The sequence below is a fragment of the Sulfurovum indicum genome (genome assembly GCF_014931715.1).
Taxonomy (GTDB): Bacteria; Campylobacterota; Campylobacteria; order Campylobacterales; family Sulfurovaceae; genus Sulfurovum; species Sulfurovum indicum.
On the sequence record NZ_CP063164.1, the window covers coordinates 627422 to 652125 of the forward strand.

The window sequence follows — 24704 nt, forward strand, 5'->3', positions numbered from 1 at the left end:
AAATGAGTGAGTGTAAAGGATTATAATTGCGATATCTTCTATTTGTATTGGTGACACTGAATTTCTTGTCTGCTGTAGATGCCACATTGACTATTGAAAAAGATGTAGAACAGCGTACACGTATCGCTCTGGAAGACGGTTCGGCTTTTCCCAATGAGCAGCTTTTCAATATTTTGCTCTCCGATTTTAAGATCTCCGGGCATTTTCTTGTTGATGAGACTCCCCGAAAGGGGGTATTTGACGGTGGAGTGATTGACCCTGCACTAAAATCCCAGGAGTATGTACTCAAATATACGATGAGTCAGACCCAGGGGACAAAGCTCTCAATAAGACTCCTCACAGCATCTGACGGCAAGGAATTTTTTAAAAAGAGTTATGCTATCTCATCTGCAGCAAAAATGCCTTTTTTGGCACATAAGGCAGTCTCTGATATTAACAAGGTATTGAGATATCCAAGTATCGACTGGATCAACAGATATGTTGTCTTTTCCCGTTATCTGACTCCAAAACGCAGCGAAATAGTCTTGGCCGACTATACTTTCACTTATGAAAAAACGATAATTCGTGGTGGACTGAACCTCTTTCCGAAGTGGGCAGACAGGAACCAGAGAAGCTTTTACTATACCTCATACAGGGGATTGATACCGACACTTTACCGGTTGAATATTTATAATGGTGCCAGGTCCAAAGTAGCCTCATCGGAAGGAATGATGGTCTGTTCGGACGTCAGTATGGATGGAAGAAGACTCCTGCTTACTATGGCACCTCAGGGACAACCTGATATTTACGAACTCAATCTGGCAACAGGAGAAAAAACCAAGATTACACATTTCAATGGCATTGATGTAAATGGAAAGTATGTTGATGATGAGGGCCGAATGGTCTTTGTCTCCAACCGTTTGGGATATGCCAATATCTTTATGAAAGATATTAGAGGTTCTGCTGTTTCCCAGGTAGTTTACCACGGACGCAACAACAATGCCTGTGATGCTTACGGAGAGAAGATTGTCTATACAAGCCGGGAGAGCAGCAGTGCATTCGGGCATAATACATTCAATCTATACTTGACGTCAACGAACAGTACAGTTACAAGACCCCTTACTACAACAGGAAGTAACCAATTCCCCCGCTTTTCATCGGATGGTTCTGTAATACTCTACATCAAACAGACAGAAAGCGGATCTTCGGTGGGATATATCAATCTTCAAAGTAAACAGAGCCTGCTCTTTCCGATAAACGGAAGAAAGATTCAGGCAATTGACTGGTAATTGCATAAAAAAGGAAAAGAGATGATCAATAAAACAGTTATAGGCGCAGCAACTCTTGCACTTCTGCTTTTGAGCGGTTGTGGACAACCTGTTCCGGGGCTTGGCGGAAGTGGAAATATTTATGATACCGATACGGTGAGTATCGATGAGAGCCGATATGGCAGTACAGTACGAAACAGCAGCAGTGATGGTTTCCAGAGCCTCTATTTTGAGTTTGATTCTTACAGTATCACAGCCAGTATGGAGAATACTATTGCGAAGAATGCCTCTGTTGCACAAAAAGAAGCTGGACGAAAGATAAAGATAGAAGGTAACTGTGATGAGTTCGGGACGGATGAATATAACTATGCATTGGGACTGAAGCGTGCCAAGGCGGTCAAAGATTCTCTCTTGATGCAGGGAGTTCCGGCTTCGAGGATGGTACTTGTCAGTTACGGAGAGAGCAACCCTGCATGCAGCGAACCTACTGATGCGTGTTATGCACAGAACAGAAGAGTTGATCTTCGTCTGGCGAAGTAAAATATGATGCATATAAAAAGATCTCTTCTGCCTGCTCTTCTGGTATTGTTAAGCGGTTTGGTACATGCAGATGATCTTGCGATACAGAACCGCAACAATATTATTGCATTGCAGCGTGTTGTCATGGAACAGAATGAACGGATAGACGGGCTGACCTCTCTTATTGAAGGCTTGAGTGCATCTGTGGCTGAATTGAAAATGGCAAAGCGAAAGGGGATATCTTCAGCAGAAGAGAACAATATAACCTTGAAGCTTATCCGGGATCTTGGGAAAATGATCGATGAGATCAATAGGAGCTATGTAAGCAAAACAGAGCTTAAGCGTATTTTGGATGGAGAAAAAGCGGCTCTTTCCAAAGAAAAGAAAAAAAGTGTGAAGAAGCAACAGCGGGCCGAGAATGAACTGGAACGGACAGCTCCGGCAAAACTTTATAGTGAAGGGGTCAGACTTTTTGTCAAAAAACGCTATGAAGAGGCCGCAAAACGTTTTATACTTACTTCATCAAAGGGATATAAGCCGGCAGCTTCCAATTATTATCTCGGGGAGATCGCCTACTATACCAGAAAGTATCAAGATGCGATCTTCTACTACAAAAAGAGTGCCAGCCTGTATGATCGGGCAAGCTATATGGATGTACTGCTTCTGCATACGGCTGTCTCACTCGACAAGACCGGGGAGAAAGAGCAGGCAAAAGTCTTTTATAACAATGTTATTGATAACTATCCCGATAAAAAATCCTCTGCCATTGCCAAAGAGAAACTGAAAAGGATATAGATGCTGCATTGTCTACGTTCTTTGCCCTGGTTGCTCCTGTTGCCCCTCTTTTTATTGGCAGAGGTAGAGTATGATCCGGATGCGCCTCCTGTACCGCTTAAACATGAAGTGGTACCTGTGTCCAAAACACTTTTTCAGGTCATTCATCTTCAAAGCGGGAAAGAACGGCTGGTTGACCTGAGCGGGAAGGACTTTATTTTGGTTTCGGTACGGGAAGAGGGAAGTGACGGACGTTTTTATGCAGTAGACAGAGATGGTACGGTGTGGTGGAGCGGGGCAGTCACTTCGGGTGCCCCTCAATTCAGAAGTCCTTCAGGGGTTTTTAGCATTATCCAGAAGAAGCGTCACCATATGTCGACACTCTACCCTGATGAGAGCGGAGTGAACAATATGGATTATATGATGAAGTTTACAAAGGGAGGGCATGCCTTGCATAAAGGAAGTGTTGACTGGATGTCGCATGGATGTATCCATGTTGATCCCAAAGATGTTCCGGTCATCTACAAGTGGTCACGGTACGGTATGCCGGTTGTGATCACCCGACATAGCTATATGCCTTTTGCCAAAGAGGATCTCAGACGTATCTACCTGGATAGATAAGCAATGGAAAATGCTCAGGAGGAAAGATCAACCGCTTTTTTATAGGCTTTCTCTACAGCTTCCATACAACTTGCCCGAACCCTGCCTTTCTCCAAAGTACTGTATCCGGCAGCAGTAGTGCCACCTGGGGACATAACACTGTCTTTCAGCAAGGCAGGATGCATTTCCTGAATGAGTTTACCAAATCCGGCAAAGAGCCCCCGCATTACCAGCATAGCATCTTCCCGTTTAAGTCCCTGATTGACCGCACCGTCTGCAAGTGCTTCTGCTATAAGTGCAAGATAGGCAGGGCCTGAACCTGCCAATGCCGTTGCAATATCGATCTCTTTTTCGCTCTCCAGCCATAAAACACTGCCTGCACTGCGCATAAGCACTTCAGCCTCTTCTCTATGCTCTGCATCACCTGTAAGGGTTGTCATGGAAGCACCTGCTGACGCAGCCAGGTTCGGCATTGCTCTTACCACTGCTTTGCTTTTGATCTTTTTCTTAAGTTTCTCAACAGGTACGCCTGCAAGTACAGAGAGAAGCAGTTTGGCTTTTCCTTTCAGCTGTTTTGCGACACTTTCCAGATTCCCCGGCTTTACACACAGCAGGATAGTCTTGTCTGTAATATCAAAATCATCCAGAGGGAATTTCTCTACCTTTTTTCCCAGTGCTGCCTCAAAAGCATCAAGTCTTTCCATATTGCGTCCGACCACTTCGATATTGTATTTGCCTTTAAGCCCCTGGGCAATACTCTTAGCCATGTTTCCGTTACCAATAAATGTGATGGTTTGCATCAATGCCTCACTTTGATTTTGAATTAAAGTGATTATAGCATAAATGCATTTATGCTGATTGGTTATAGGTAATCATCTCTTCATCCAAGTGAAATATATTTGGTATAATACGGCAACTATTTTATGAGGATATGTTTCATGGAAGTATTTTTACAAGAGGCGAAAGCATCTAGCAGAGTATTGGCGCAGCTGAACGGTGCTCAAAAGAACCGTGTACTGCGGGAAATGGCCAAAGCACTGCGTATGCAAAGCAGAGAGATCCTTAATGCAAATGCGCTTGATATGGCTGATGCGGACAAGAATGACCTGACTCCTGCACTGAAAGAGAGGTTGTTTCTGGATGAAACACGTATCGAAGCAATGGCAGTAGCGATCGAGGAGATCGCTGCATTAAAAGATCCTGTCGGACGTGTACTGGACGGATGGTTGACTGAGGACGGACTCAAGATTGAGAAGGTTTCCATTCCTATAGGTGTGATCGGAATCATATATGAGTCAAGACCAAATGTCACCTCAGATGCAGCAGCACTCTCTTTTAAAAGTTCCAATGTGTGCGTACTCAAAGGAGGAAAGGAGGCACAGCATTCCAATGTGGCTATTGCAAAAGTATTGCAAAGTGTACTTAAAGCAAATGGTCTGCCCCAGGCGCTTATTTCACTTCTTCCGGATGCATCACGTGAGGGTGTTTCCAAGTTGATAAAGATGGATCGATATGTAGATCTTATTGTACCGCGTGGTGGGGAAGGGCTTATTCGGTATGTTAGTGAGAATGCGACCGTACCGGTAGTCAAACACGATAAAGGACAGTGTCATACCTATATTGATGCAGATGCAAATATTGAGAATGCCATTGCTATTGCACTCAATGCCAAAGTACAGCGTCCCGGAGTCTGTAATGCTATGGAGACACTGCTTGTGGACAGGGTGATAGCAGAAGAAGTGCTGCCTCAGCTGAAAGAGGTATTTGACAGTGCTCATACACAACTCAAAGGGTGTGATGAAACACGTAAAAGTATTGATGTAGAGAGAGCAACGGAGCAAGATTATGACACGGAGTATCTTGCAAATATTTTGAATATCCGTGTGGTTGATGGTGTCGAAGGAGCAATCGATCATATCCTCCGTTTTGGATCGGGACACTCTGAAGCGATCATTACAGAGAACATTACAACAGCAGAGAGGTTTCTTAATGCTATTGATGCTGCGGCAGTCTATGTCAATGCCTCAACACGTTTCACGGATGGCGGTGCATTCGGATTTGGGGCTGAGGTAGGTATCAGTACCAACAAGCTGCATGCAAGAGGGCCTATGGGGATTGAAGGCTTGACGACCTACAAATTCAAGATTTACGGAAGTGGGCAGATACGGCAATAATAGTTCATTAAGTTTGCTTAGATAGAATGTCACAAATCTAAATATTAGGAAAAATACATGGCAATTGAAAAAGAAAACAGTGTAGTAGGAATTGAGTACGAAGTAAAAGAAGCGGGTACTACAGAGATCGTAGACTCCAACAAAGGTGCACAGCCACTTGAGTTCGTAATGGGCAAAGGACAGATCATTCCCGGTCTTGAGAATGCATTGGTAGGCATGAATGAAGGCGAGAGTGCCGATATTCTTGTAAAAGCTGCAGATGCATACGGTGAGGTGAATCCTGAAGCAGTACAGGTACTTCCGATCGAGCAGTTCGAGGGTGTGGATCTTCAGGAAGGTATGACACTTTACGGACAGGGTGAAAATGGACAAACTGTTCAGGTTGTTGTAAAATCGTTCAATGACAAAGAAGTGACGATCGATTTTAACCACCCTTTGGCGGGGAAAGACCTAATGTTCTCTGTTACAGTTCTCTCTTCAAGAGAAGCAACAGCAGATGAAGCTGCAACCGGTCAGGTCGGTGGCGGCCATGGAAGTGAAAGCTGCGGTTCAGGGTGCGGCTGTCACTAATTCTTTTTTTCTCCCCTTCATGCCGGAAGGGGAAAGTTATTCTCACCTTTCTTCCTTTTTTACCATCAGTATAATATATTGAAACGTGACTATTATAGGTTTTGTGTTAAGATAGAGTATATTGAACTGGAACTATCGTGCGCAGAGGGGAGAAAAAGATGAAAGAAGTAGAGAAGTTTTTTGATATCAATATGGTCCTGATGACGATCTACTCTGCTCTTGAACAAGTAAGAGAAGAGGAAAAAATAGAGCTGGTCTATGATATTGATTCGACGATCCCCAAAGAGTTGCGTGGTGATGCAGCATCCGTTACCCATATTCTAACACAGCTTCTGATGTTTGTATTTCAAAATACACACAAACATGAAGTGATACTCTCTTTATATGCCCCCAAAGATTTTCTCTACGAAGAGTTCATCACTTTTGCCATAGATAATACTGGCATTAGCCGGGAAAAGGCTCTTAGTTTTTTTGATGCACGTCTGAAACCGTTGCTGGATAGACTTGATGCAACAGCTTCCTATGCAGAAGAGACTGAACGGATCTCTATCTCTGTCCCGTTTAAACTGCAAGATCTTGGGAACAGACGTTATTACCGTCTGCCGGATATTGGAATGCTTGGGAAGAATGTATTGCTTATTTGCAAAAGCAAAATCATTTCAGAAAGTCTTCAGAAAATGTTCAAATATTTCCTTTACGAAGTTGATGTAGGTGCGCAAGCATATAAAGAAAGAGGCAGCAACCTGGCACACTATGATCTTTTTGTATTGGAAGATTCTTTGTTGACCGAAGGTATAGAGGAACTGGTACAGAAGGTGCAACAAAAGCATGACCTCAAGTTGGTGATCCTTCAGGATGCCGATAATGCGAAAGTAATGAACAAGAAATATCTTTCTGCATATCTTGTCAAGCCTGTGATGCAAGAGAGTATCTATGAATTGATCATCTCGCTTTTTGAAGAGGATGTCAAAGAGAGAAAGATCAAAAGAGAACCGGAAAAACCGATTATCAATATGGAAAAATATATCATAGATGCTTTTAAAAAGAGTGAAGAGGCTTATGTGAGTATGGAGAAGGTCAAATCTGAGTTGAAACCCAGTGTGCTTTCTCCTGCCAGGAAGCAAGATACGGTCCAGGTGTTGAATGTTGCAGCAGGTGAGAAGAAGATGAAAAAAGCAGGCGTTGATTATGCAAAAGAGCTTGAAAAATTTATAGAGACGTTCGATCACTCTGATGTCTACTTCAGAGATATTGCAAAAAGCAAAGCGGCATGGCAGATCAAGGAGTTTGCGATCGATCTGGAGAAAAATGCCAACCTTATCGGAGCTGAGCGTATTGCACAGCTTGCAGAAAAGATCAGCCTGCTTTTTGTCTATGACAATCTGGATATGCTCCCTGTCTATACCGGTAAATACCATGTGGAATTGACAAAACTGCTGAGTGAGATCAGAAGTTATCTGAAGAAACGAAAGTAACGGCTTTAGGAGTATGTCAATTTGACATATTTCTGTTGTTCAGTTGAAAAATTGGACTATAATCTTTTATGCAGATCTATACAGACACCCAAATATATTCTATTGGAATACTCTTTCTTTTTTCTATTCTCTTGCTATGGAGAATTGTGTATTTCTTTGCCTTATCCCCATCCAAACGTTACTTGAAGCGGTACAGAACGGTCAAAAAACTTAAAAAACTTACCTGGAGTGAATTTGAGTATCTATCTAAACTGCTTTTTGAGGAAGAGGGATGGAAGGTGACAGAAAATGCCGGAAAGGGTGCAGATGGCGGTGTCGATCTCTGGATGAAAAAGTGGCGTATGTCCGCAATCGTACAATGTAAAAAGTATGAAGATGCCAGAGTGACCATTAAAGTGATCAGAGAGATGTATGGACTTATGTATGAATATAAAGTCGATAAAGCATTTATTGTTACTACCAGTGAATTTACCAAAGAGTGCTATAGGTTCGTTGAAGACAAGAAGATAGAACTGATCAATGGAGAGGGTGTGGTGAAAAGGATCTCACAGCTGATAAAATAACCGGCAATCACTCCTCATAAGGTTCAAAATCTTCTTTTGAAACACCACAGTCCGGGCATTCCCAGTCTTCAGGAAGTTCTTTGAATGGTGTCCCCGGAGGAATACCGCTGTCGGGATCCCCAATTGCGGGATCATAGATATATTCACATACTGTACAGATATATTTTTGTTCCATCTTATCTCCCTTCTGGTATCGGATTTATTTAAAAATGGTAAAATGTCTAAACTAATTTTACTAAAGCTACTGTGCAATATCTGTGCAGTCACGCTTTGAAACAAAGGACTTCAATATGTCAATCAAGTGTGCATTTTTATTTCCCGGACAAGGTTCCCAGGCAGTAGGTATGGGAGAGGATTTTTTTAACAATTCAGAGATCGCAAAACAGATGATCACAGATGCAAGTGAACGAACGGGTATCGATTTTGAGACATTGCTTTTTAAAGAGAATGATCAACTTGAGAAGACAGAGTTCACGCAACCTGCTATTTTGCTTGTCTCATCGATCGCGCATAAGCTTTTTGAGAACGAAATGCCAATTAAACCAGTGTTCGCACTGGGGCACTCTTTGGGTGAATTCTCGGCACTTACGGCCGTAGGTGCGATCGATCCGCTTGATGCGGTCGAGCTGGTTAATCTGCGTGGCAAGCTGATGGCGCAGGCATGTGAAGGTCAGGATGTCGGAATGCTGGTCTCATTGGGGTTGGATGACAAGACCGTAGAGAATATCTGTGAAGAACAGAGAGAAGCAGGGTTGCAGGTATGGCCGGTAAACTATAATGCCGAAGGACAGATCGTGATCGCCGGTATTAAACCGGATCTGCAAAAACTGGAACCTGTTCTAAAAGAGGCAAAAGCCAGAAGGGCAATGCTGCTCAATATGTCGGTAGCTTCCCACTGTCCTCTGTTGGAGAGTGCGACTGTACCGTTATCTGAAAAACTTAAAGAAGTACTTAGGGATGAGTTTACAGCACCGGTGATCTCCAATGTGACAGCTGAAAAGTACTCTACAAAAGAAGAAGCACTGGAACTGTTGCCCAAACAGCTGGTCTCTCCTGTCCTCTATAAACAGTCTATAGCAAAATTTGATGAAGAGGTGGACTGTTATGTTGAATTCGGTCACGGCGGTGTGCTCAAAGGGCTGAACAGAAAAGCGACCAAGAAACCACATTTTGTGGTTTCAGATATGCAGTCTCTGGCAAATGCATTGGAAGAGATAGGCAAACTAAGCTAAATTACTGCACTTGGATGTGTGCGGAACAGATAAACTAGGATTGAAATGAAAATAGCTATTATGGGTGCAATGCCCGAAGAGATCGAACCTTTGATCGGCCAGCTCGAGAATGTAAGTTCTTCGTTATATGCGTCAAATACCTATTATGAGGGAATATATAAAGGGAAAGAGGTAGTTGTTGCCTATTCAAAGATCGGAAAGGTCTTTGCTGCATTGACTGCCACGATACTTATCGAAAAATTTGATTGTGATATTCTGCTTTTTTCCGGGGTTGCAGGTGCAATCTCAGAAGAGCTCAAGATCGGTGATCTTATTATTGCAGAAGGCCTTTGTCAGCACGATCTTGATATAACTGCTTTTGGCCATCCCTACGGATATGTACCGGAGGGAGAGGTTTGTGTCAAAACCGATAAGCATTTACGTCAGATTGCTAAAACAGTTGCAGAAAAAAAAGGGATTACTCTTAAAGAGGGGGTCATTGCAACCGGTGATCAGTTCGTTGCAGACCCTGAGAGAAAAAAGTGGATCGGAGAGACATTCAAAGCAGATGCACTTGAGATGGAGGGTGCCAGTGTGGCAGTGGTCTGTGATGCATTGAATGTACCGTGCTTTATTCTGCGTGCCATCTCAGACAGCGCAGATATGGATGCGAGTTTCAACTTCGATGAATTCCTTGAGAGTTCAGCAAAAGTTTCAGCAGGCTTTATCCTCTCTATGGTAGAGGAAATTGAAGATATTTCATAAGAGATGTATTGATGCGGGTGTATAGTCACGCGCCGAAAAAGAGAGAATTGTGGAAGATAGAAGACGAGAAGAGACAAACAGTATTCCAATGAGCCGAAAACTCCTCAAGGTCATAGGCAAGACCAATGTAGAGTTCAGGCTTATCGGTGAAGGAGATAAAGTTCTGGTAGGACTGAGCGGAGGAAAGGATTCTCTGGCTTTGGTTCATGCACTCAAACATATTCAAAGACATGCACCGTTCAATTTCGAGTTTGAAGCCTGTACGATCAAGTACGGTATGCCGGATGAGCACTATGACTATCTGGCAGCACACTGTAAAGAGTATGGTATCAAACATACGGTGTACGATACCAATATTTATGAGATCTCTCACGATACCATAAGGGAAAATTCTTCATTCTGTTCATACTTTTCACGTATGCGGCGTGGGGCACTCTACAGTTTTGCCCAGGAAGGTGGATTTACCAAAGTGGCATTGGGGCATCATTTTGATGATGCAGTGGAGAGTTTCTTCATGAATATGTTCTACAACGGAACACTTAGAAGCCTTGCACCTATTTATAAAACGGGTAAAGGTTTTCATCTGATCCGTCCACTCATCCAGGTGAGAGAAAGACAACTGAGGGATTTTGCTACCGAGAACAACCTGCAGGTTATTGGTGATGAAGCCTGTCCTGCTATGCTGAAAGATGTCAAGATGCCTCATGCCAGAGCCTCTACCAAAGCATGGTTGGCCCAAATGGAAAAAGAGAATAAAGAGATGTTCAAGATGATCAAAGCGTCCTTCAAGCATATCCATGACGATACGTTCCTGGATCCCAAACGCTGGGAGAGGGATGATATTGTAATGAGTAATGAGTAATGAGTAATGAAAAACAGACTGTTTTAAAAGCCGGAAGAATAGATAAAATACTCTCTGATACTTTGGATATCAGCCGTAACCAGATTGAAAAACTTATTAAAGAAGGGCTTGTATCTGTTAATGGCAGAACTGTGAGAAAAACCAGTTTCAAAGTGGAAGAGGGTGATGAGATAGCCTACGTGTTCAAAAAGGCTGAAAAGCGTGAGCCTGTAGAGGTTGATTTTGATGTTGAAGTCCTCTATGAGGATGAATATCTTCTGGTGATCAACAAGCCTTCGGGGCTTGTCGTACATCCGGCTCCTTCGGTGAAGGAGCCGACACTGGTTGACTGGCTGGTCCAAAAGGGTATTTCTCTCTCCACCATTTCCGGAGAAGAGCGTCACGGGATCGTACACCGTATCGACAAAGAGACGACAGGCGCTTTGGTGGTTGCCAAAGACAACAGGGTGCATATGAAACTCAGTGAACAGTTGCAGGAGAAGAGTATGGGACGCTATTATCTTGCATTGATCGATCATCCGCTGAAAGATGATGTCACTGTGGACAAACCTATAGGACGTAATCCGAAGAACCGTTTGAAAATGGATGTCGTACCACACGGGAAAGAGGCAAAAACAGCTTTTAAAAAGCTTTTGGCATCACAGTATGATATTGAGCTGGTCTCTGCCAAACTCTTTACCGGACGTACCCATCAGATACGGGTACATCTGAACACACTGGGACGCCATATACTGGGAGATGATTTATATGGCTTTAAGAGCAAAAGAGATAAAATTCCAAGAGTTTATCTGCATGCCTATCTGCTCTATCTGACTCATCCTGTGACGGGGAAACAGATGGAGTTTGTTGCCCCGCTTTTTGACGATATGCAAACCTATCTGACAAAATATTTTGAAGAAGACGAGATCGAAAAGAAGCTTGATCCGAAGTGTTTGAAAGAGGGGTTTCAGGTTTTAGGTGTGTAAGAAATTTCCAATAAGCAGGAAGCTATGCCTCACATTAAAGTCAAACCGTTCGATACCGCCATTGTTGAAGAAAAAATCCCACAAAGCAGTCTATTGACATTCCGTGCAACAGCACTTAACCGGGGTGATGAACTTTGGGGGGTGGAAGTGGAAGGAAAAGAGTTCCTGCTTCAGGTCAAACCTGCTGGGAGCAATGTACTTATCAAGTATGACAAAGTAACCAGGCCGCTAAGGGTCAACCTGCTTAAAGAAGCATTGGCACAGGTGGCAAAAGAGCTTGAGCTTGAGATCATCGCATCCAATATTGCACAGCATAAAGAGACACTGTTTGCCTCTGCATATGAGAAGAAGATAGAGGATTTTGAAAATATTGCTTTCCCTAAAGAAAAGGTCTCTGTTGAGGTAGGGTTTGGATCAGGGAGACATTTGCTCTACCAGGCGAAGAAAAACCCGGATACACTTTTTATAGGACTTGAGATCCATACACCGTCAGCACAGCAGGTACTTAAACAGATCGAACTGCAGGGCCTGGAGAATATCTGGGTGGTCAACTATGATGCAAGGCTTTTTCTGGAGATGCTTCCCTCCAATCTTCTGGATCAGATCTTTGTGCATTTCCCTGTACCATGGGACAAAAAGCCGCACCGGCGTGTGATCAGTCCCAGTTTTCTCAATGAATCCATGCGAGTTCTTCATAAGGAAGGGCGGCTGGAACTTCGTACAGACAGTAATAACTACTTCTGGTATGCACTGGAGACTTTCTTTGCTGCTCCCAAAATAGAGCTGGAGGTACGTAAAAATGAAGCACTGGAGGTCACCAGCAAATATGAAGCACGCTGGCTCAGGCAGGAGAAAGACATTTATGACGTTTACGTAACATCTAAAGAGATGTCAGCACCCAGAGAAGTCCTGATTGACTTTAACTTTAACAATGTAAAATACAGCAAAGGGGTTGAAACATGTCTGCCTGCAAAAACATTGGTATTTGAAGACTATTTCGTACATATTGAACGTCTCTACAGGATCGGTGGAAGCAAGATGCTTATCAAGTGCTCATTCGGCAGTTTTGATCGGCCTGAACATAAGTATATTTTGCTTGAAGAGGAAGGATGCCGGTACTTTGTCTCTCCACCGGTTAAGACCAGTGTAAACCACAAAGCCCATCAAAAAATAACGGAGTTGCTCAATAATGTCAAATGTAATTAGTGCGAAGAATCTGACTTTGGCGTATGACAATGGTAGAAAAGAGATCATTAAAAATGCAAACTTCAGTATTGGAAAAGGGGATTTTGTTTTTATCACAGGTCCCAGCGGTTCAGGTAAATCGACATTGTTGAAGGCACTTTACGGACAGATCAGACCAAAAGAGGGAAGTCTGGTGGTAGGAGGGGTTGATCTTGCCAGCGTCAAGGCACGCAAACTGCAGGAGCTGCGTACCCACCTGGGGATCATTTTTCAGGACTATAAGCTTATTAATGAATGGACTGTAGCAAAGAATGTTGTACTTCCGCTGATGATCGCAGGATACTCTATCGATGTGCAGAACACCCAGGCACACAGACTGCTTAAACATGTAAAGTTGGCTGAGCATGCCGAGAAGTTCCCTTTGGAACTAAGCGGTGGTGAACAACAGCGTGTAGGAGTAGCCAGAGCTTTGGCGAAGAACCCGGTGGTTATTCTGGCTGATGAACCTACAGGGAATCTTGATGATTACTCTTCCAATGTGATCTGGGATCTGATGGAGAATGCCTGTCAGCAGCTTGAGACTACTGTACTGGTGGTTACACACAAGATCCCGACGATCTTCTCACTGCCGTATCGTCACTTTATTATCGAGAGCAAGGGTGTGTATGAAGTTCATTAAAAATCATTTGATGTTTATTTTGCCATTGATGGCAATACTGCTTGGGATCGAGTTCTATCTTGTGTTTGACCGTACGACAGACTCGTATGAGAAAGGACTTAAAGAGGGATATACGATGCTTGTTGTAACCCAAAAACCTGTGGAGCTCTCCAGGCTTAAAGCCCTTAATGAACACATTGCCGGCTCTGAGGCGATCAAACGGGAGAATATCGTTTCGGAAGTAGCCCAGGGGGTCAGCAAAGAGAGTAAAAAAGAGATTCTTGCGCTGCTTCCGTATTTTTATAATGTCGGCTTGGACAGTTATCTGGGTACAAAAGAGATCGAAAAGATAAAAAATGACCTTGAAAAAGATCCGAATATAAAGCGTGTTGAGACTTTTGGCAGCAGTTACAGTTCGGCCTACAGGCTCTTTTCCTTCATCAAGTTCCTTTTGAAGGTCTTTATCGGCTTTATGGGAGTCGTCAGCCTTTTCCTCATAATCAAGCAGATGGAGATCTGGAAGTATGCACATAAAGAGCGTATGCAGGTGATGGAGATATTCGGTGCACCGCTGATGCTGCGTTCAGGGGTACTCTTTAAAATAGCAATTTTTGATGCGTTTATTGCGACACTTTTTACTTCAGCGATCTTCTTTTATGTAAAATTTGTCTGGGCAGCACAAAGCGGTATCGATCTGATGATGCAAAAACAGGATGAGCTTTTCAGGTTGACCGATATGGCTATTTTACTTGCGGCAGCCCTTTTACTTGTGATTATTGCAGTCTACAGTGTTGTTTTCAGTTCCAGGGGAGTACAGGAGTGAGAGCACTGATCCTCTATCTTTTTCTTGCTGCTTCACTGGTCTGCGGAGCCAGTTCAACTACCAAAAAGATCTCTGTTTCCAAAAAGCATTTGAGCAAGGTTCAGAAAGAACAGAAACAGGCATCACGCCGCCTTGACAAGATCGCTAAAGATATCAAGGCAGCTGAAAAGGAGATCACCTATCTGGAAAAGAAAATAGATCTGCTTGCCAAAGACCAGAATGTCACAGAAGCTTCCTATCATCGTTTGAAAAAGGAGTTGAAGTATTCTGAAAATGAGTTGGCAAGGACAGGTCGGGAGCTTGAAAAGAAGCGCAAACAGTTCATCTCTCTGCTCTCTGAACGTTTTTCAGTGATCTTTGCAATGGAGAAGGCGCATGAGCCGACAAAGAAGTCGATTATTGACCAGGAGGTTTATCGGGTCTACAAAGTACAGAATACCAAGATGCTTGCAGCGTTGAAAAAAGAGATCAGTATACTGAAGAAGAAGAAAGAGGATACAAAGTATCGGCGCAACAAGACCAGGAATCAGCTTGCACGTATCATCAAAAAGCGTGAAAGCTATGCACAGAAGAAGAAGCAGAAAGAGAAACTGCTAAAAAAACTTGAGGCAGATGAGGAGAAATATACTGCAAAACTCCAGAAGATTGTTGATAAACAGAATGCTTTGCGTACAACATTGGCAAAGCTGAACATTTTACACAAGAAGGAGGTTGAAGAGGCACGCAAGAGAGCGGCTGCACGTAAAGAGGCATTGCGTTTGGAGAAAGAGCGTAAGCGAAAACTCAGGCTTGCCAAAGCCAAGGCGAAAGAGAAAGAACGAAAGGCACTGGAAGCGCTTAAGCGTGCCAAGACAGAAGAGGCACGCAAGAGAGCGCGTATGGCAGCAAAAGAGGCGGAATCGGAGAGAAAAAAGATTGCCAAAGAGAGCCAGAAAGTGCGTAATATCAACTCCTCTTACAAAAAAGAGGCAGTTTACCGCTACCGGGGAGGAAAGACGATCTCTCCGATCGCAGGAGCGAGGGTGATCAAGAAGTTCGGTACCTATGTCGACCCCATCTACAAGATTAAAATATTTAATGAGTCGATTACACTTCAGGCGCCGTCATCCCCTGCCAAAGTAAAGAATGTACTCAATGGAAAGGTTGTTTTTGCGGGTAAATCCAGTATGCTTGGGAAAGTGGTTGTGGTCGCACATAGCGGCAAAATGCATACAGTTTATGCCGGTCTTTCCAAGATCGCACCAACCATCCGTGTCGGCACGAAGATCAGAAAAGGGTATGTGGTCGGAAAAGTAAAAAGCAAGCTGGTATTCCAGGCGACCAAGAATTCAAAGCATATCAATCCGCTTAAACTCATTCGTATTTAAGTGTAATAACTGCGCTCCTTAAACCCCTCCTAACCAATATTTGGGTATAATCGCGAAATTATATAAGGGGCTTAGCTGTGGTAAAAAGAGTATTGGTAAAGTTTTCCGGTGAAGCATTGGCCGGCAAAGAAGGCTACGGGATCGACACAAAGATCCTCAACTATATCGCAGGCGAGATCAAAGAGCTTGTCGATAACGGTGTTGAAGTCGGTATTGTTGTCGGCGGGGGAAATATTATTCGCGGCGTGACTGCTGCTGCGGATGGAATTATCAAAAGAACCTCAGGTGACTATATGGGAATGCTTGCCACAGTTATCAACGGCGTAGCGATTCAGGAAGCACTTGAGCATGCAGGGCTCGAAGCACGCTTGCAGTCTGCGATCGATATGCATGAGATCGGTGAAGCGTTCATTGTCAGACGTGCGAGAAGACACCTTGAAAAGGGAAGAGTCGTCATATTTGCAGGAGGTACCGGAAATCCCTACTTTACGACCGATACTGCTGCGACACTGAGAGCTTCCGAGATCGAAGCGGACCTTCTTATCAAGGCGACAAAGGTTGATGGGGTATATGACAAAGATCCTGCGAAGTTTGATGATGCGGTCAAACTTGAGGCATTGACGTACGACCAGGCACTCAATGATCATATCAGGGTGATGGATGATACCTCTATTGCCCTGGCAAAAGAGAATAACTTGCCGATCGTTGTGTGCAATATGTTTGAAAAAGGTAATCTGTTGGCAATCATCAAAGGCGATATGAGTCTTTGTTCTATTGTCAAATAGCCGGTCAAAGAGGTTTGTTTTACAACCCTCCGGCATAATGCAAATGATGAAAAGTATAAAGCGTAAGATAACTTTTCTCGTTGGCGGCTTTGAAACCGGAGCGGTTGCATAAAAACGAGTATCATTCGCGATATCACAGGCAAGTTTTTCAGAAATGAGTGATCTGTCAAAGAATTTTAAAATGAAGGAATAAAAATGAGAACCGAACAATTAACTGCAAAAGCACTTGAGAAAGTGGACTATGATAAATATCTCTTGGCAAATGCCGTAGGAAAAAGAGCAGAAGAGATCGCAGGCGGCGCCAAGCCGCTTATAGATGTGGACCCTAAAATGGTGAAGCACACTGACATTGCTCTGCAGGAGATCGCAGAAGGCAAGCTTATAGTAAGTCTTGAGGGATAACTCCTTTTGGATGCGTTTCTCGCTAAAGTTAAAGAGATACATACGATAGAAGAGGCGACAGCCCTTCTGTGGGAACAACTTCCCTCTCCTTCTTCCCAGACCACCAAAGCGCTTGATGTCGCTATGACCGCTCATGACGGACAAAAGCGAAAAAGCGGTGAACCCTATATCGTACATCCCATTCTTGTTGCCGTGATCACTGCCTCCATCTCCGCTGATGAGACAATGGTGCAGGCAGCACTGCTGCATGATGTGGTGGAAGATACGGATATTGATCTTGAAGATCTTGAACATGAGTTTGGCGAGGATGTGACCCATATGGTTGAAGGACTCACCAAGATCGTGGAGATAAGGGATGAAGAACTGGCCCCGTCCGGTTCTGATGACAGGCTTATCTCTTCGGCATTGACTTTCCGTAAGATGCTTATCGCATCGATTAAAGATATACGTGTTTTGGTCATTAAACTTTGTGACAGGCTGCATAATATGCTTACTTTGGATGCCCTGCCGCTCCATAAACAAAAACGTATTGCTGAAGAGACACTGGTGGTGTACTCGCCGATCGCCCATAGACTGGGAATATCACGCTTGAAAAATCATCTGGAAGATCTGAGTTTTTACTATATCTACCCCGATGATTATGCCAAGATTGATACCTATATCAAAGCCAATGCACAGAATCTTCAGTTCAAACTGAATGCTTTTATTCAGAAAGTCAGGACACTGATGGAGAAGAACGGCTTTGAGGGCATGCATTTTGAGATCATAGGACGGGTGAAGCATTACTACTCCATCTATCTCAAAATGCACCGCAAAGGAGTGAGTATTGAAGAGGTACTTGATCTGCTGGCGATCCGTATTATTGTCAATGAACCGCTGGAGTGCTACAAAGTACTTGGATTGATGCATCTGAACTTTACACCGCTGATCTCACGTTTCAAGGACTATATAGCTGTTCCCAAAGAGAACGGCTATAAAACCATCCATACGACACTCTTCAATGAAGAGGGAATAGTGGAGGCACAGATACGTACTGCACAAATGCACCGTCTGGCTGAATACGGAGTTGCTGCACACTGGAAATACAAAGAGGGAAGCAACAGTGTCAATCTCCAGTGGCTGGAGAGTCTTTCTTATCAGAATGAATCGGTCGAAGAGTTCTATGAATTGGCAAAGAGTGACCTTTTTTCTGAAGATATTACGGTGTTCTCTCCCAAAGGGGATTATTATACGCTTCCCAAAGGGTCGGTTGTACTTGATTTTGCCTATGCCATTCACTCGGAAGTAGGTGCCAATGCCACAGGTGCACTGGTCAACAAACAGAAATCCTCTCTGCTTACGGTACTGAAGAATGGTGACATCGTCAGGATCATTAAAGATGATATGCCGCATCTTCACTGTTCCTGGCAGGATGCTGTGAAAACATCCAAGGCCAAAGAGGGAATACGAAGCCACTGTCGTGCAAGGCTTAAAGAGACAGATACCTTCTCTGCCTATAATATTCTCGCGACACTTTTTGACCAAAGTGTTGATGCTATAAAAAGACGTATAGAAGCTATGGGACTTGCAGAATCGATTCATAAACTTCCTACACAACTGGATTTTTTCAAAGAGACCATCCGTAAACTTGCAGTCTACATCGGTGCGAAAGAGGTACGTTTCTGGGAGCTTCTGAAAAAAGGTTACAAGAAGCCTCAACCCAAAAAGATCGAGCATTTTAAGTTTTTTACCAACAAGCCGTTGGACGGTGTAGAGTTTGATTATTGCTGTCATCCGAAAGTTGGGGACAAAATTGTTGCATTTTATAAGGACAGTAAGGCTATTATACATCATAAATTGTGCAAGAAAGCCTATGCGAAAATTCTCAATGCAGAACCGATGATCTTTGTAAGCTGGAGCGGCACTAAACTCTCCCGCTACAGGCTTATTATAAGCTTGCAGAACCAAAAAGGCGTATTGGCGGATCTGCTTGCCAGACTCTCTTCGCTGGATATGAATGTCATCAGTATCGAACTGGGTATTAAAAATTCAGAGAGTGCTGAGTATTGCCGGATTGAAGTTGAAAGTGCCGAATCAAGAAAGAGTGTACTGGAAGAGAAGATCGCACAACAGTTCAAACTGATCGAGATGATCAGTCTGGATGATGCATATAACAAATAAGTAATGTCATTCTGAAACTGTTCTGAATGAGGAAGAAAGGAAAAAATGTCAGTTAATCAAGCGTTAGAAGAGATCCGTAGGGGAACGGCCGAGATCATCGATATGGAACGTATCGAAACATTGGTGAAAAAGTTTTACGAAACAGGGGAGACCTATACGGTCAAAGCAGGATTTGATCCTACCGGAGCCGATCTGCATCTTGGACATACCGTACTGCTTCAGAAGCTGCGTATCTTCCAAAAACATGGAGGACGGGTACAGCTGCTCATCGGTGACTTTACTGCCATGATCGGTGATCCTACAGGAAAGAGTGAGACACGTAAAGTACTTGACAGGACTACGATTCTTGAAAATGCACAAACCTATCAGGACCAGGTTTTCAATATTCTTGACAAGAGCAGGACAGATGTGGTCTTCAACTCGACATGGCTTGAAGCACTGGGAGCTTCAGGTATGGTCTCTTTGACAACAACCTTCAATGTGGCGCGTATGCTTGAGCGTGATGACTTTGAAAAACGCTACAAAGCCGGGAAAAGCATCTCTATTTCCGAATTTATATATCCATTGCTTCAGGGATACGATTCCGTTGAGCTTCAGAGTGATATAGAGATTGGCGGGACAGACCAGAAATTCAATCTGCTGATGGGGCGGTTTTTGCAGCGTGCCTATGAAATAGGCAAGGAACAGGCAGTACTGATGATGCCTATCCTTGAAGGCCTTGACGGTGTTCAGAAAATGAGCAAGTCACTGAACAACTATATTGGTATCACGGAAGTGCCTAAAGAGATCTATGCAAAAACACTCTCTATTTCTGATGAGTTGATGTGGCGTTACTATGAACTGCTGAGTGAAAAGTCTCTTGAAGAGATCGCACAGATGAAAGAAGATGTAAAAACAGGGAAACTTCATCCCAAAGCTGCCAAAGAAAATCTTGCTCTTGAGCTGGTGACACGTTTTTATGATGAGGAAGCGGCAAAGGCTGCCAAAGAGGAGTTTGATAATGTATTCAAGGCCAATAAACTTCCCGATGATATACCTGAAGTAGAAGTAGAAGAGGGTATCTGGATCTGTAAGGCATTGGTAGATGCGGGGATAGAGCCTTCGACTTCACAGGCACGTAGGGACATTAAACAAGGTGCGGTACGTATTGATCAGGAGAAGGTAGGTGACGAGAAGCTCAATCTGGATACCGGAGAGTATATTTTACAGGTTGGAAAACGAAAATTTGCAAAAGTGAAGGTTGGAGTATGACATTTAAACCATTAAAGATCGGAAAATATACGATAGAAAAGCCGATCATACAGGGAGGTATGGGAGTAGGTATCTCTTGGGACCAGCTGGCAGGCTCTGTTTCCAAAGAGGGAGGGCTTGGTGTAGTCTCTGCAGTAGGTACAGGTGTGTACAAAAACAGAGCCTATCTGGATGAGGCAGAAATGGCGGGGAGAGAACACAGACCGCTTGAAGCGATCAACTTCTACTCTTACAGGGCATTAAAACATATTTTTGACAATGCCAGAGAGATCTGTGGTGACAGACCGCTTGCAGCAAATATCCTTTATGCTCAAAGTGAGTATGACAGAGTGGTTCAGGATGCCTGTAAAGCCGGTGCCAATATTATTATTACCGGAGCTGGACTTCCTCTTACAATGCCTGAAGCAGCAAAAGACTATCCTGATGTAGCACTGGTACCTATTGTCTCTACGGCAAAAGCGTTGCGTATTCTCTGTAGACGATGGAAAAAAACACATGACAGACTACCTGATGCAGTGATTGTCGAGGGACCGCTCAGCGGAGGACATCAGGGATTCAAATATGAAGAGTGCTTCATGCCGGAGAACCAGCTTGAAGCGATCTTGCCACCTGTAGTGGAAGAGGCGAAGAACTGGGGTGATATTCCGGTTATTGCTGCCGGTGGAGTGTGGGATCATAACGACATTATACGGATGATGGAACTTGGTGCCAGAGGTGTACAGCTTGGTACACGTTTTATCGGTACTGTGGAGTGTGATGCTTCAGATGTGATGAAGAATATCATTATCAATGCTACAGAAGATGACATTAAACTCTTCAAGTCACCGGTAGGATACCCTGCACGCGGTGTTAAAACAGAGTTGCACAAACGTATAGAAGAGGGAACAGCTCCGAAAGTAGCGTGTATTTCGAACTGTGTAACACCGTGTCATCGCGGAGAAGAGGCAAAGATAGTAGGTTACTGTATCGCAGACAGGCTTACTGATGCCTATGACGGGATCGCAGAGACAGGGCTCTTTTTTACAGGAGCCAACGGCTACCGTCTTAAAGAGATTATAACGGTTAAAGAGCTGATGGATAAACTGATGAACGGAGAAGAGAAGTAGCGTGAGAGGTTTGGTTCTTCTTTTTCTATGGTTCTGCAGCACAGTAATGCTCTTTGCTTCTGTAACGATCCTGGAGAAAGTCGAGATCAAAAAAGAGGAGCTGCGTCTCCATTTTAACAAAGGTTATAATAAAAGCGATATTCATCACTTCAGTCTGAAGAATCCCTATCGTGAAGTCTTTGATATACCGGATGTCCGTCTAAAAAACAGCCGGGTAGGGAAATATCTTCGTACATCACGCTGTCACTCTATCCGTATCTCCCAGTATAAACGCAATACGGTCCGTATCGTAATGGAAACGGAACGGGCATATGGATGTACACCGTACCGTCCGCTGTTTGCCTACAACTCCTATCATATCCCGCTTCCGCCATTCAAGGTAAGTAAAAAACATTACAAAGCCAAAAAGTCTTCAAAACCGAAAACAGTGGTGAAAAAAACGTATGGGAAAAAGAAATGGAGCTCTAAAAAAGCTGTGAAACCAAAACCCTATGTGATTGATACTTCCAAAAATATCTATCAAAAAGGGAGTGGAGAACTGATTGTGATAGATGCAGGGCATGGCGGGCACGATACAGGAGCGATTGCCGGAAGAAAGCGAGAGAAGGACCTGGTACTTCAGATCGCAAAGCGTTTGGAAAAACAGTTGAAAAAGCGTGGATACAGGGTCTATATGACACGACGAACAGACAAGTTCCTCAAATTGCCACAGCGTACCCGAATTGCGGACCGTAAAGATGCAAAGGTATTTATTTCTATTCATGCAAACTCTGTTCCGAAGCGTAAACGGAACAAGATACATGGAGTCGAGACTTTTTTCCTTCAAAAGACCAGAGATGCCAAGTCCCAGCGTATTGCCGCACGTGAGAACAAGGCGGTACTGAAGGGTGCAGGCAGCTCTTTGAGTAAAAAGGTGATCATCGATTCTGTACTTAACGGACCGAAGATTATTGAATCGAACAAACTGGCCATTGATGTTCAGCGCCGTATGATGGCAAATCTAAGAGCCCATTACAGAGGAGTAAGAGACGGTGGTGTAAGACATGCACCATTCTGGGTACTGGTAGGAGCCAGCCGACCTTCTATTCTGATAGAGGTAGGGTATATCTCACATCCAAAGGAGCGCAAGCGTCTTTTTACATCCCGCTATCAGGAACTTATTGCAAAAGGGATCGCAGAAGGGGTACAGAACTACCTCAATAACCGAAAAAGAGAGATTGAACTTTAGATGAAGTCTCTAAAATACCTTTTATCAATATTTGGGCTTTTAATACTGACTGCCTGTATGGGACCGGACCGTTCTTCCCGGCTTGTAGTGGTCGATGCAGGACACGGAGGACACGACTGTGGTGCACAGTGTGAAGGAAAACAGGAAAAGGACCTGGTACTTCAGCTGGTACATAAATTGCGAAACGAGTTCAGAAGTGAAGGGTACCAGGTCTATATGACAAGAGGAAGTGACCGCTTTTTGACATTGGGACAGCGTACACAGATTGCCGATAAAAAAGATGCTGATGTCTTCATCTCCATTCATGCCAATGCCATTGCAGATAAGAGCCGTTTTGAAATAGTAGAGGGAATTGAGACCTACTTCCTTCAAAAGACAAGGGATGAGAAGTCTCAGCGTATTGCAGCAAGAGAGAATGCTGCAGTACTGCAGGGTGCGGACGAACTGAGCAGGAGTGTGATTATCGATGCGGTACTCAACGGTCCTAAGATCGTAGAGTCCAATAAACTGGCTATAGATGTCCAAAAGAACATTATGGCAAGAGTGAAGTCAAGATATTCTGATGTAAAGAACGGTGGTGTCCGTCCTGCCCCGTTCTATGTACTTGTCGGTGCAAGCCGCCCTTCCATTCTTGTAGAAGTAGGATACATTACCAATTCCAAGGAAAGAGAGAGGCTTTTTACTTCTGACTATCAGGAACGCATTGCAGAGGGGATCGTTAAAGGTGTGAACCGTTATTTGGATAATCGGGAAAAGGAACTTGGAATTTAACCCGGAATATGCTGCAAAGTATAAGCAGTAGGTTAAGAAAGCAAGGCAGGTACGCTATGTACCATTTGCTGCCTGCGACTTATTTGTAGTTCTTGATCGCTTTCTCAAGGATCTCTGCTGCAGCGGCTTTGTCTTTGAACCCGCTTACTTTTACCCATTTGTTAGGCTCAAGCATTTTGTATGTTTCAAAGAAGTTCTTGATACGGTTGAGTGTATGCTCAGGTACATCTGCAAGGTCCTGGATCTTTGCATAGGTAGGATCGATCTTTTCTGTTGGTACTGCAAGCAGTTTCTCGTCTCCGCCAGACTCATCTTCTGTCATTAACACACCGACAAGTCTGCATTTGATGTATGAACCTGCCTGAAGCGGATAATCGCAGAGTACGAGTACATCTGCGGGGTCACCGTCATCAGAAAGTGTGTTTGCAACAAATCCGTAGTTTGCAGGGTAGTGCATTGCTGAGTATAGTACTCTGTCTACCTCCACAGCACCCGAATCTTTATCGATCTCATATTTGATGTTCGAGTTAAGCGGTACTTCGATGATTGCTTTGACTGCATCGGGACATTCACCCGGTCCGATTTTAGTAATATCCATAAGATATCTCCTTGCATTGAAGATCGTAGATCCTCAGAAATTTTGTTAGCAGATAGTAGCATAAAATTCATAAATACTTCATCAAGCTTTGCTATGATATGTAAAATAATATAGGAGTATAAGAAATGAAAAAACTGATTATAGGGTTGGCATGCGTTTTATTGAGCGCATCGGCTGTTGAAATTGGAAAGGTACCTGTAGAGGTAAATATTGGAGGCAGAGATGGGGGAAAAACAGATGGTACAGTCTGGAATTCATCCATGTTGAAAGGGAAGGTATACGTTCTTTTTTATGTAGATCCTGATGAAAAGGATCTGAACAAGGCATTGACACAGGCATTGAAAAAGCGTCACTTCAGCAGAACAAAATACGGTTCTGTTGCTGTAGTGAATCTTGCTGCAACATGGAAACCCAATATGATCATCGAGGCATTGTTGAAAAAGAAACAGAAGGAGTTTCCCGACACTCTCTATGTCAAGGACAAAAACAAAGTATTGGTTAAGCAGTGGGGGCTTGCTGATGACAATTCAGACATTTTAGTGCTTGATAAAAAAGGAAAGCTTATCTATAAAAAGTATGGAAAACTCTCTTCGGATGAAATAAAAGAGGTTCTTGCTTTGATTGAAAAGAATTTGTAGGTTTCTG

At 43.6% G+C, this 24704-nt stretch carries 27 protein-coding genes; 24 read left to right on the forward strand and 3 right to left on the reverse strand.

All coding sequences use genetic code 11. The features are described from left to right. The first annotated feature begins 26 nt into the window (after positions 1-26). The 4 genes from tolB to IMZ28_RS03240 are packed head-to-tail and all read left to right on the forward strand — an operon-like array spanning position 27 to position 3161. Positions 27-1268 carry a Tol-Pal system protein TolB gene (gene tolB / locus IMZ28_RS03225; RefSeq protein ID WP_197549313.1) on the forward strand — a complete coding sequence of 414 codons (1242 nt, stop codon included), beginning with the start codon at positions 27-29 and terminating at the stop codon, positions 1266-1268. Between the two features lie 21 nt (positions 1269-1289). Next, positions 1290-1787, forward strand: a complete 498-nt coding sequence (locus IMZ28_RS03230) for an OmpA family protein (RefSeq protein WP_197549314.1) — start codon at positions 1290-1292, stop codon at positions 1785-1787. A 6-nt stretch (positions 1788-1793) separates the two neighbouring features. Continuing rightward, positions 1794-2561: a tetratricopeptide repeat protein gene (locus tag IMZ28_RS03235; RefSeq protein ID WP_197549315.1), complete on the forward strand. Its 768-nt coding sequence runs from the start codon at positions 1794-1796 to the stop codon at positions 2559-2561. After that, on the forward strand, positions 2562-3161 hold the full coding sequence (locus IMZ28_RS03240) for a L,D-transpeptidase (RefSeq protein WP_197549316.1): 600 nt from the start codon (positions 2562-2564) through the stop codon (positions 3159-3161). A gap of 14 nt (positions 3162-3175) precedes the next feature. Here IMZ28_RS03240 and IMZ28_RS03245 read toward each other — a convergent pair whose 3' ends face one another. Then, on the reverse strand, positions 3176-3940 hold the full coding sequence (locus IMZ28_RS03245) for a pyrroline-5-carboxylate reductase (protein ID WP_197549317.1): 765 nt from the start codon (positions 3938-3940) through the stop codon (positions 3176-3178). A 138-nt stretch (positions 3941-4078) separates the two neighbouring features. On the opposite strand from IMZ28_RS03245, the gene IMZ28_RS03250 reads away from it, so the two are divergent. The 4 genes from IMZ28_RS03250 to IMZ28_RS03265 all read left to right on the forward strand — a co-directional run bounded on the left by IMZ28_RS03250 (position 4079) and on the right by IMZ28_RS03265 (position 7922). Beyond that, complete coding sequence (locus tag IMZ28_RS03250; protein ID WP_197549318.1) at positions 4079-5314, forward strand: glutamate-5-semialdehyde dehydrogenase; 1236 nt, start codon at positions 4079-4081, stop codon at positions 5312-5314. Between the two features lie 57 nt (positions 5315-5371). Further along, positions 5372-5884 (forward strand): FKBP-type peptidyl-prolyl cis-trans isomerase, encoded by a 513-nt coding sequence (locus tag IMZ28_RS03255; RefSeq protein WP_197549319.1) that lies wholly within the window; start codon positions 5372-5374, stop codon positions 5882-5884. Positions 5885-6042: 158 nt separating this feature from the next. Further along, complete coding sequence (locus IMZ28_RS03260) at positions 6043-7359, forward strand: ATP-binding protein (protein WP_197549320.1); 1317 nt, start codon at positions 6043-6045, stop codon at positions 7357-7359. Positions 7360-7505: 146 nt separating this feature from the next. Further along, positions 7506-7922 carry a restriction endonuclease gene (locus IMZ28_RS03265; protein WP_197549321.1) on the forward strand — a complete coding sequence of 139 codons (417 nt, stop codon included), beginning with the start codon at positions 7506-7508 and terminating at the stop codon, positions 7920-7922. A gap of 7 nt (positions 7923-7929) precedes the next feature. Here the strand turns inward: IMZ28_RS03265 and rd are convergent, their stop codons facing one another. Next, positions 7930-8097, reverse strand: a complete 168-nt coding sequence (rd, locus tag IMZ28_RS03270; protein WP_197549322.1) for a rubredoxin — start codon at positions 8095-8097, stop codon at positions 7930-7932. A gap of 115 nt (positions 8098-8212) precedes the next feature. On the opposite strand from rd, the gene fabD reads away from it, so the two are divergent. From fabD to IMZ28_RS03345, 15 genes are all read left to right on the forward strand, one after another. Then, on the forward strand, positions 8213-9154 hold the full coding sequence (gene fabD / locus IMZ28_RS03275) for an ACP S-malonyltransferase (RefSeq protein ID WP_197549323.1): 942 nt from the start codon (positions 8213-8215) through the stop codon (positions 9152-9154). Positions 9155-9199: 45 nt separating this feature from the next. Then, complete coding sequence (locus IMZ28_RS03280; protein ID WP_197549324.1) at positions 9200-9898, forward strand: 5'-methylthioadenosine/adenosylhomocysteine nucleosidase; 699 nt, start codon at positions 9200-9202, stop codon at positions 9896-9898. An 88-nt stretch (positions 9899-9986) separates the two neighbouring features. Then, positions 9987-10760 (forward strand): tRNA lysidine(34) synthetase, encoded by a 774-nt coding sequence (locus IMZ28_RS03285; protein WP_197549782.1) that lies wholly within the window; start codon positions 9987-9989, stop codon positions 10758-10760. Next, the gene (locus IMZ28_RS03290) at positions 10760-11725 is read left to right on the forward strand and encodes an RluA family pseudouridine synthase (RefSeq protein ID WP_197549325.1); all 966 of its coding nucleotides are present in this window, start codon (positions 10760-10762) and stop codon (positions 11723-11725) included. Before IMZ28_RS03285 ends, IMZ28_RS03290 begins: the two co-directional genes overlap by 1 nt. Positions 11726-11749: 24 nt before the next feature. Further along, positions 11750-12931, forward strand: coding sequence for a tRNA (guanosine(46)-N7)-methyltransferase TrmB (gene trmB / locus IMZ28_RS03295; RefSeq protein WP_197549326.1), 1182 nt, complete (start codon positions 11750-11752; stop codon positions 12929-12931). Next, entirely contained in the window at positions 12915-13589 is a 675-nt protein-coding gene (locus IMZ28_RS03300) for a cell division ATP-binding protein FtsE (protein ID WP_197549327.1), read from the forward strand. The genes trmB and IMZ28_RS03300 overlap by 17 nt, the downstream gene beginning before the upstream one ends. Further along, positions 13576-14391 (forward strand): cell division protein FtsX, encoded by an 816-nt coding sequence (locus tag IMZ28_RS03305; protein ID WP_197549328.1) that lies wholly within the window; start codon positions 13576-13578, stop codon positions 14389-14391. Before IMZ28_RS03300 ends, IMZ28_RS03305 begins: the two co-directional genes overlap by 14 nt. Further along, positions 14388-15758 carry a murein hydrolase activator EnvC family protein gene (locus IMZ28_RS03310; protein ID WP_197549329.1) on the forward strand — a complete coding sequence of 457 codons (1371 nt, stop codon included), beginning with the start codon at positions 14388-14390 and terminating at the stop codon, positions 15756-15758. The genes IMZ28_RS03305 and IMZ28_RS03310 overlap by 4 nt, the downstream gene beginning before the upstream one ends. Before the next feature lie 77 nt (positions 15759-15835). Further along, a complete protein-coding gene (pyrH, locus tag IMZ28_RS03315) occupies positions 15836-16543 on the forward strand; it encodes a UMP kinase (RefSeq protein ID WP_197549330.1) in 708 nt (235 codons plus the stop codon). A 195-nt stretch (positions 16544-16738) separates the two neighbouring features. Further along, a complete protein-coding gene (locus IMZ28_RS03320; RefSeq protein ID WP_197549331.1) occupies positions 16739-16945 on the forward strand; it encodes a DNA-directed RNA polymerase subunit omega in 207 nt (68 codons plus the stop codon). A gap of 6 nt (positions 16946-16951) precedes the next feature. Further along, positions 16952-19105: a RelA/SpoT family protein gene (locus IMZ28_RS03325; protein ID WP_197549332.1), complete on the forward strand. Its 2154-nt coding sequence runs from the start codon at positions 16952-16954 to the stop codon at positions 19103-19105. 45 nt (positions 19106-19150) lie between these two features. After that, positions 19151-20356 (forward strand): tyrosine--tRNA ligase, encoded by a 1206-nt coding sequence (tyrS, locus tag IMZ28_RS03330; RefSeq protein ID WP_197549333.1) that lies wholly within the window; start codon positions 19151-19153, stop codon positions 20354-20356. Further along, positions 20353-21462: a nitronate monooxygenase gene (locus IMZ28_RS03335; protein ID WP_197549334.1), complete on the forward strand. Its 1110-nt coding sequence runs from the start codon at positions 20353-20355 to the stop codon at positions 21460-21462. The genes tyrS and IMZ28_RS03335 overlap by 4 nt, the downstream gene beginning before the upstream one ends. A 1-nt stretch (position 21463) precedes the next feature. Continuing rightward, the gene (locus tag IMZ28_RS03340; protein WP_232087508.1) at positions 21464-22690 is read left to right on the forward strand and encodes an N-acetylmuramoyl-L-alanine amidase; all 1227 of its coding nucleotides are present in this window, start codon (positions 21464-21466) and stop codon (positions 22688-22690) included. After that, positions 22691-23461: an N-acetylmuramoyl-L-alanine amidase family protein gene (locus IMZ28_RS03345; protein ID WP_197549335.1), complete on the forward strand. Its 771-nt coding sequence runs from the start codon at positions 22691-22693 to the stop codon at positions 23459-23461. Positions 23462-23540: 79 nt separating this feature from the next. On the opposite strand, the gene ppa is transcribed toward IMZ28_RS03345, so the two are convergent. After that, entirely contained in the window at positions 23541-24059 is a 519-nt protein-coding gene (gene ppa / locus IMZ28_RS03350) for an inorganic diphosphatase (protein ID WP_197549336.1), read from the reverse strand. A 125-nt stretch (positions 24060-24184) separates the two neighbouring features. Between ppa and IMZ28_RS03355 the strand changes: the two genes are divergently transcribed. Continuing rightward, positions 24185-24697, forward strand: coding sequence for a YtfJ family protein (locus tag IMZ28_RS03355; protein WP_197549337.1), 513 nt, complete (start codon positions 24185-24187; stop codon positions 24695-24697). Positions 24698-24704: the final 7 nt, after the last annotated feature.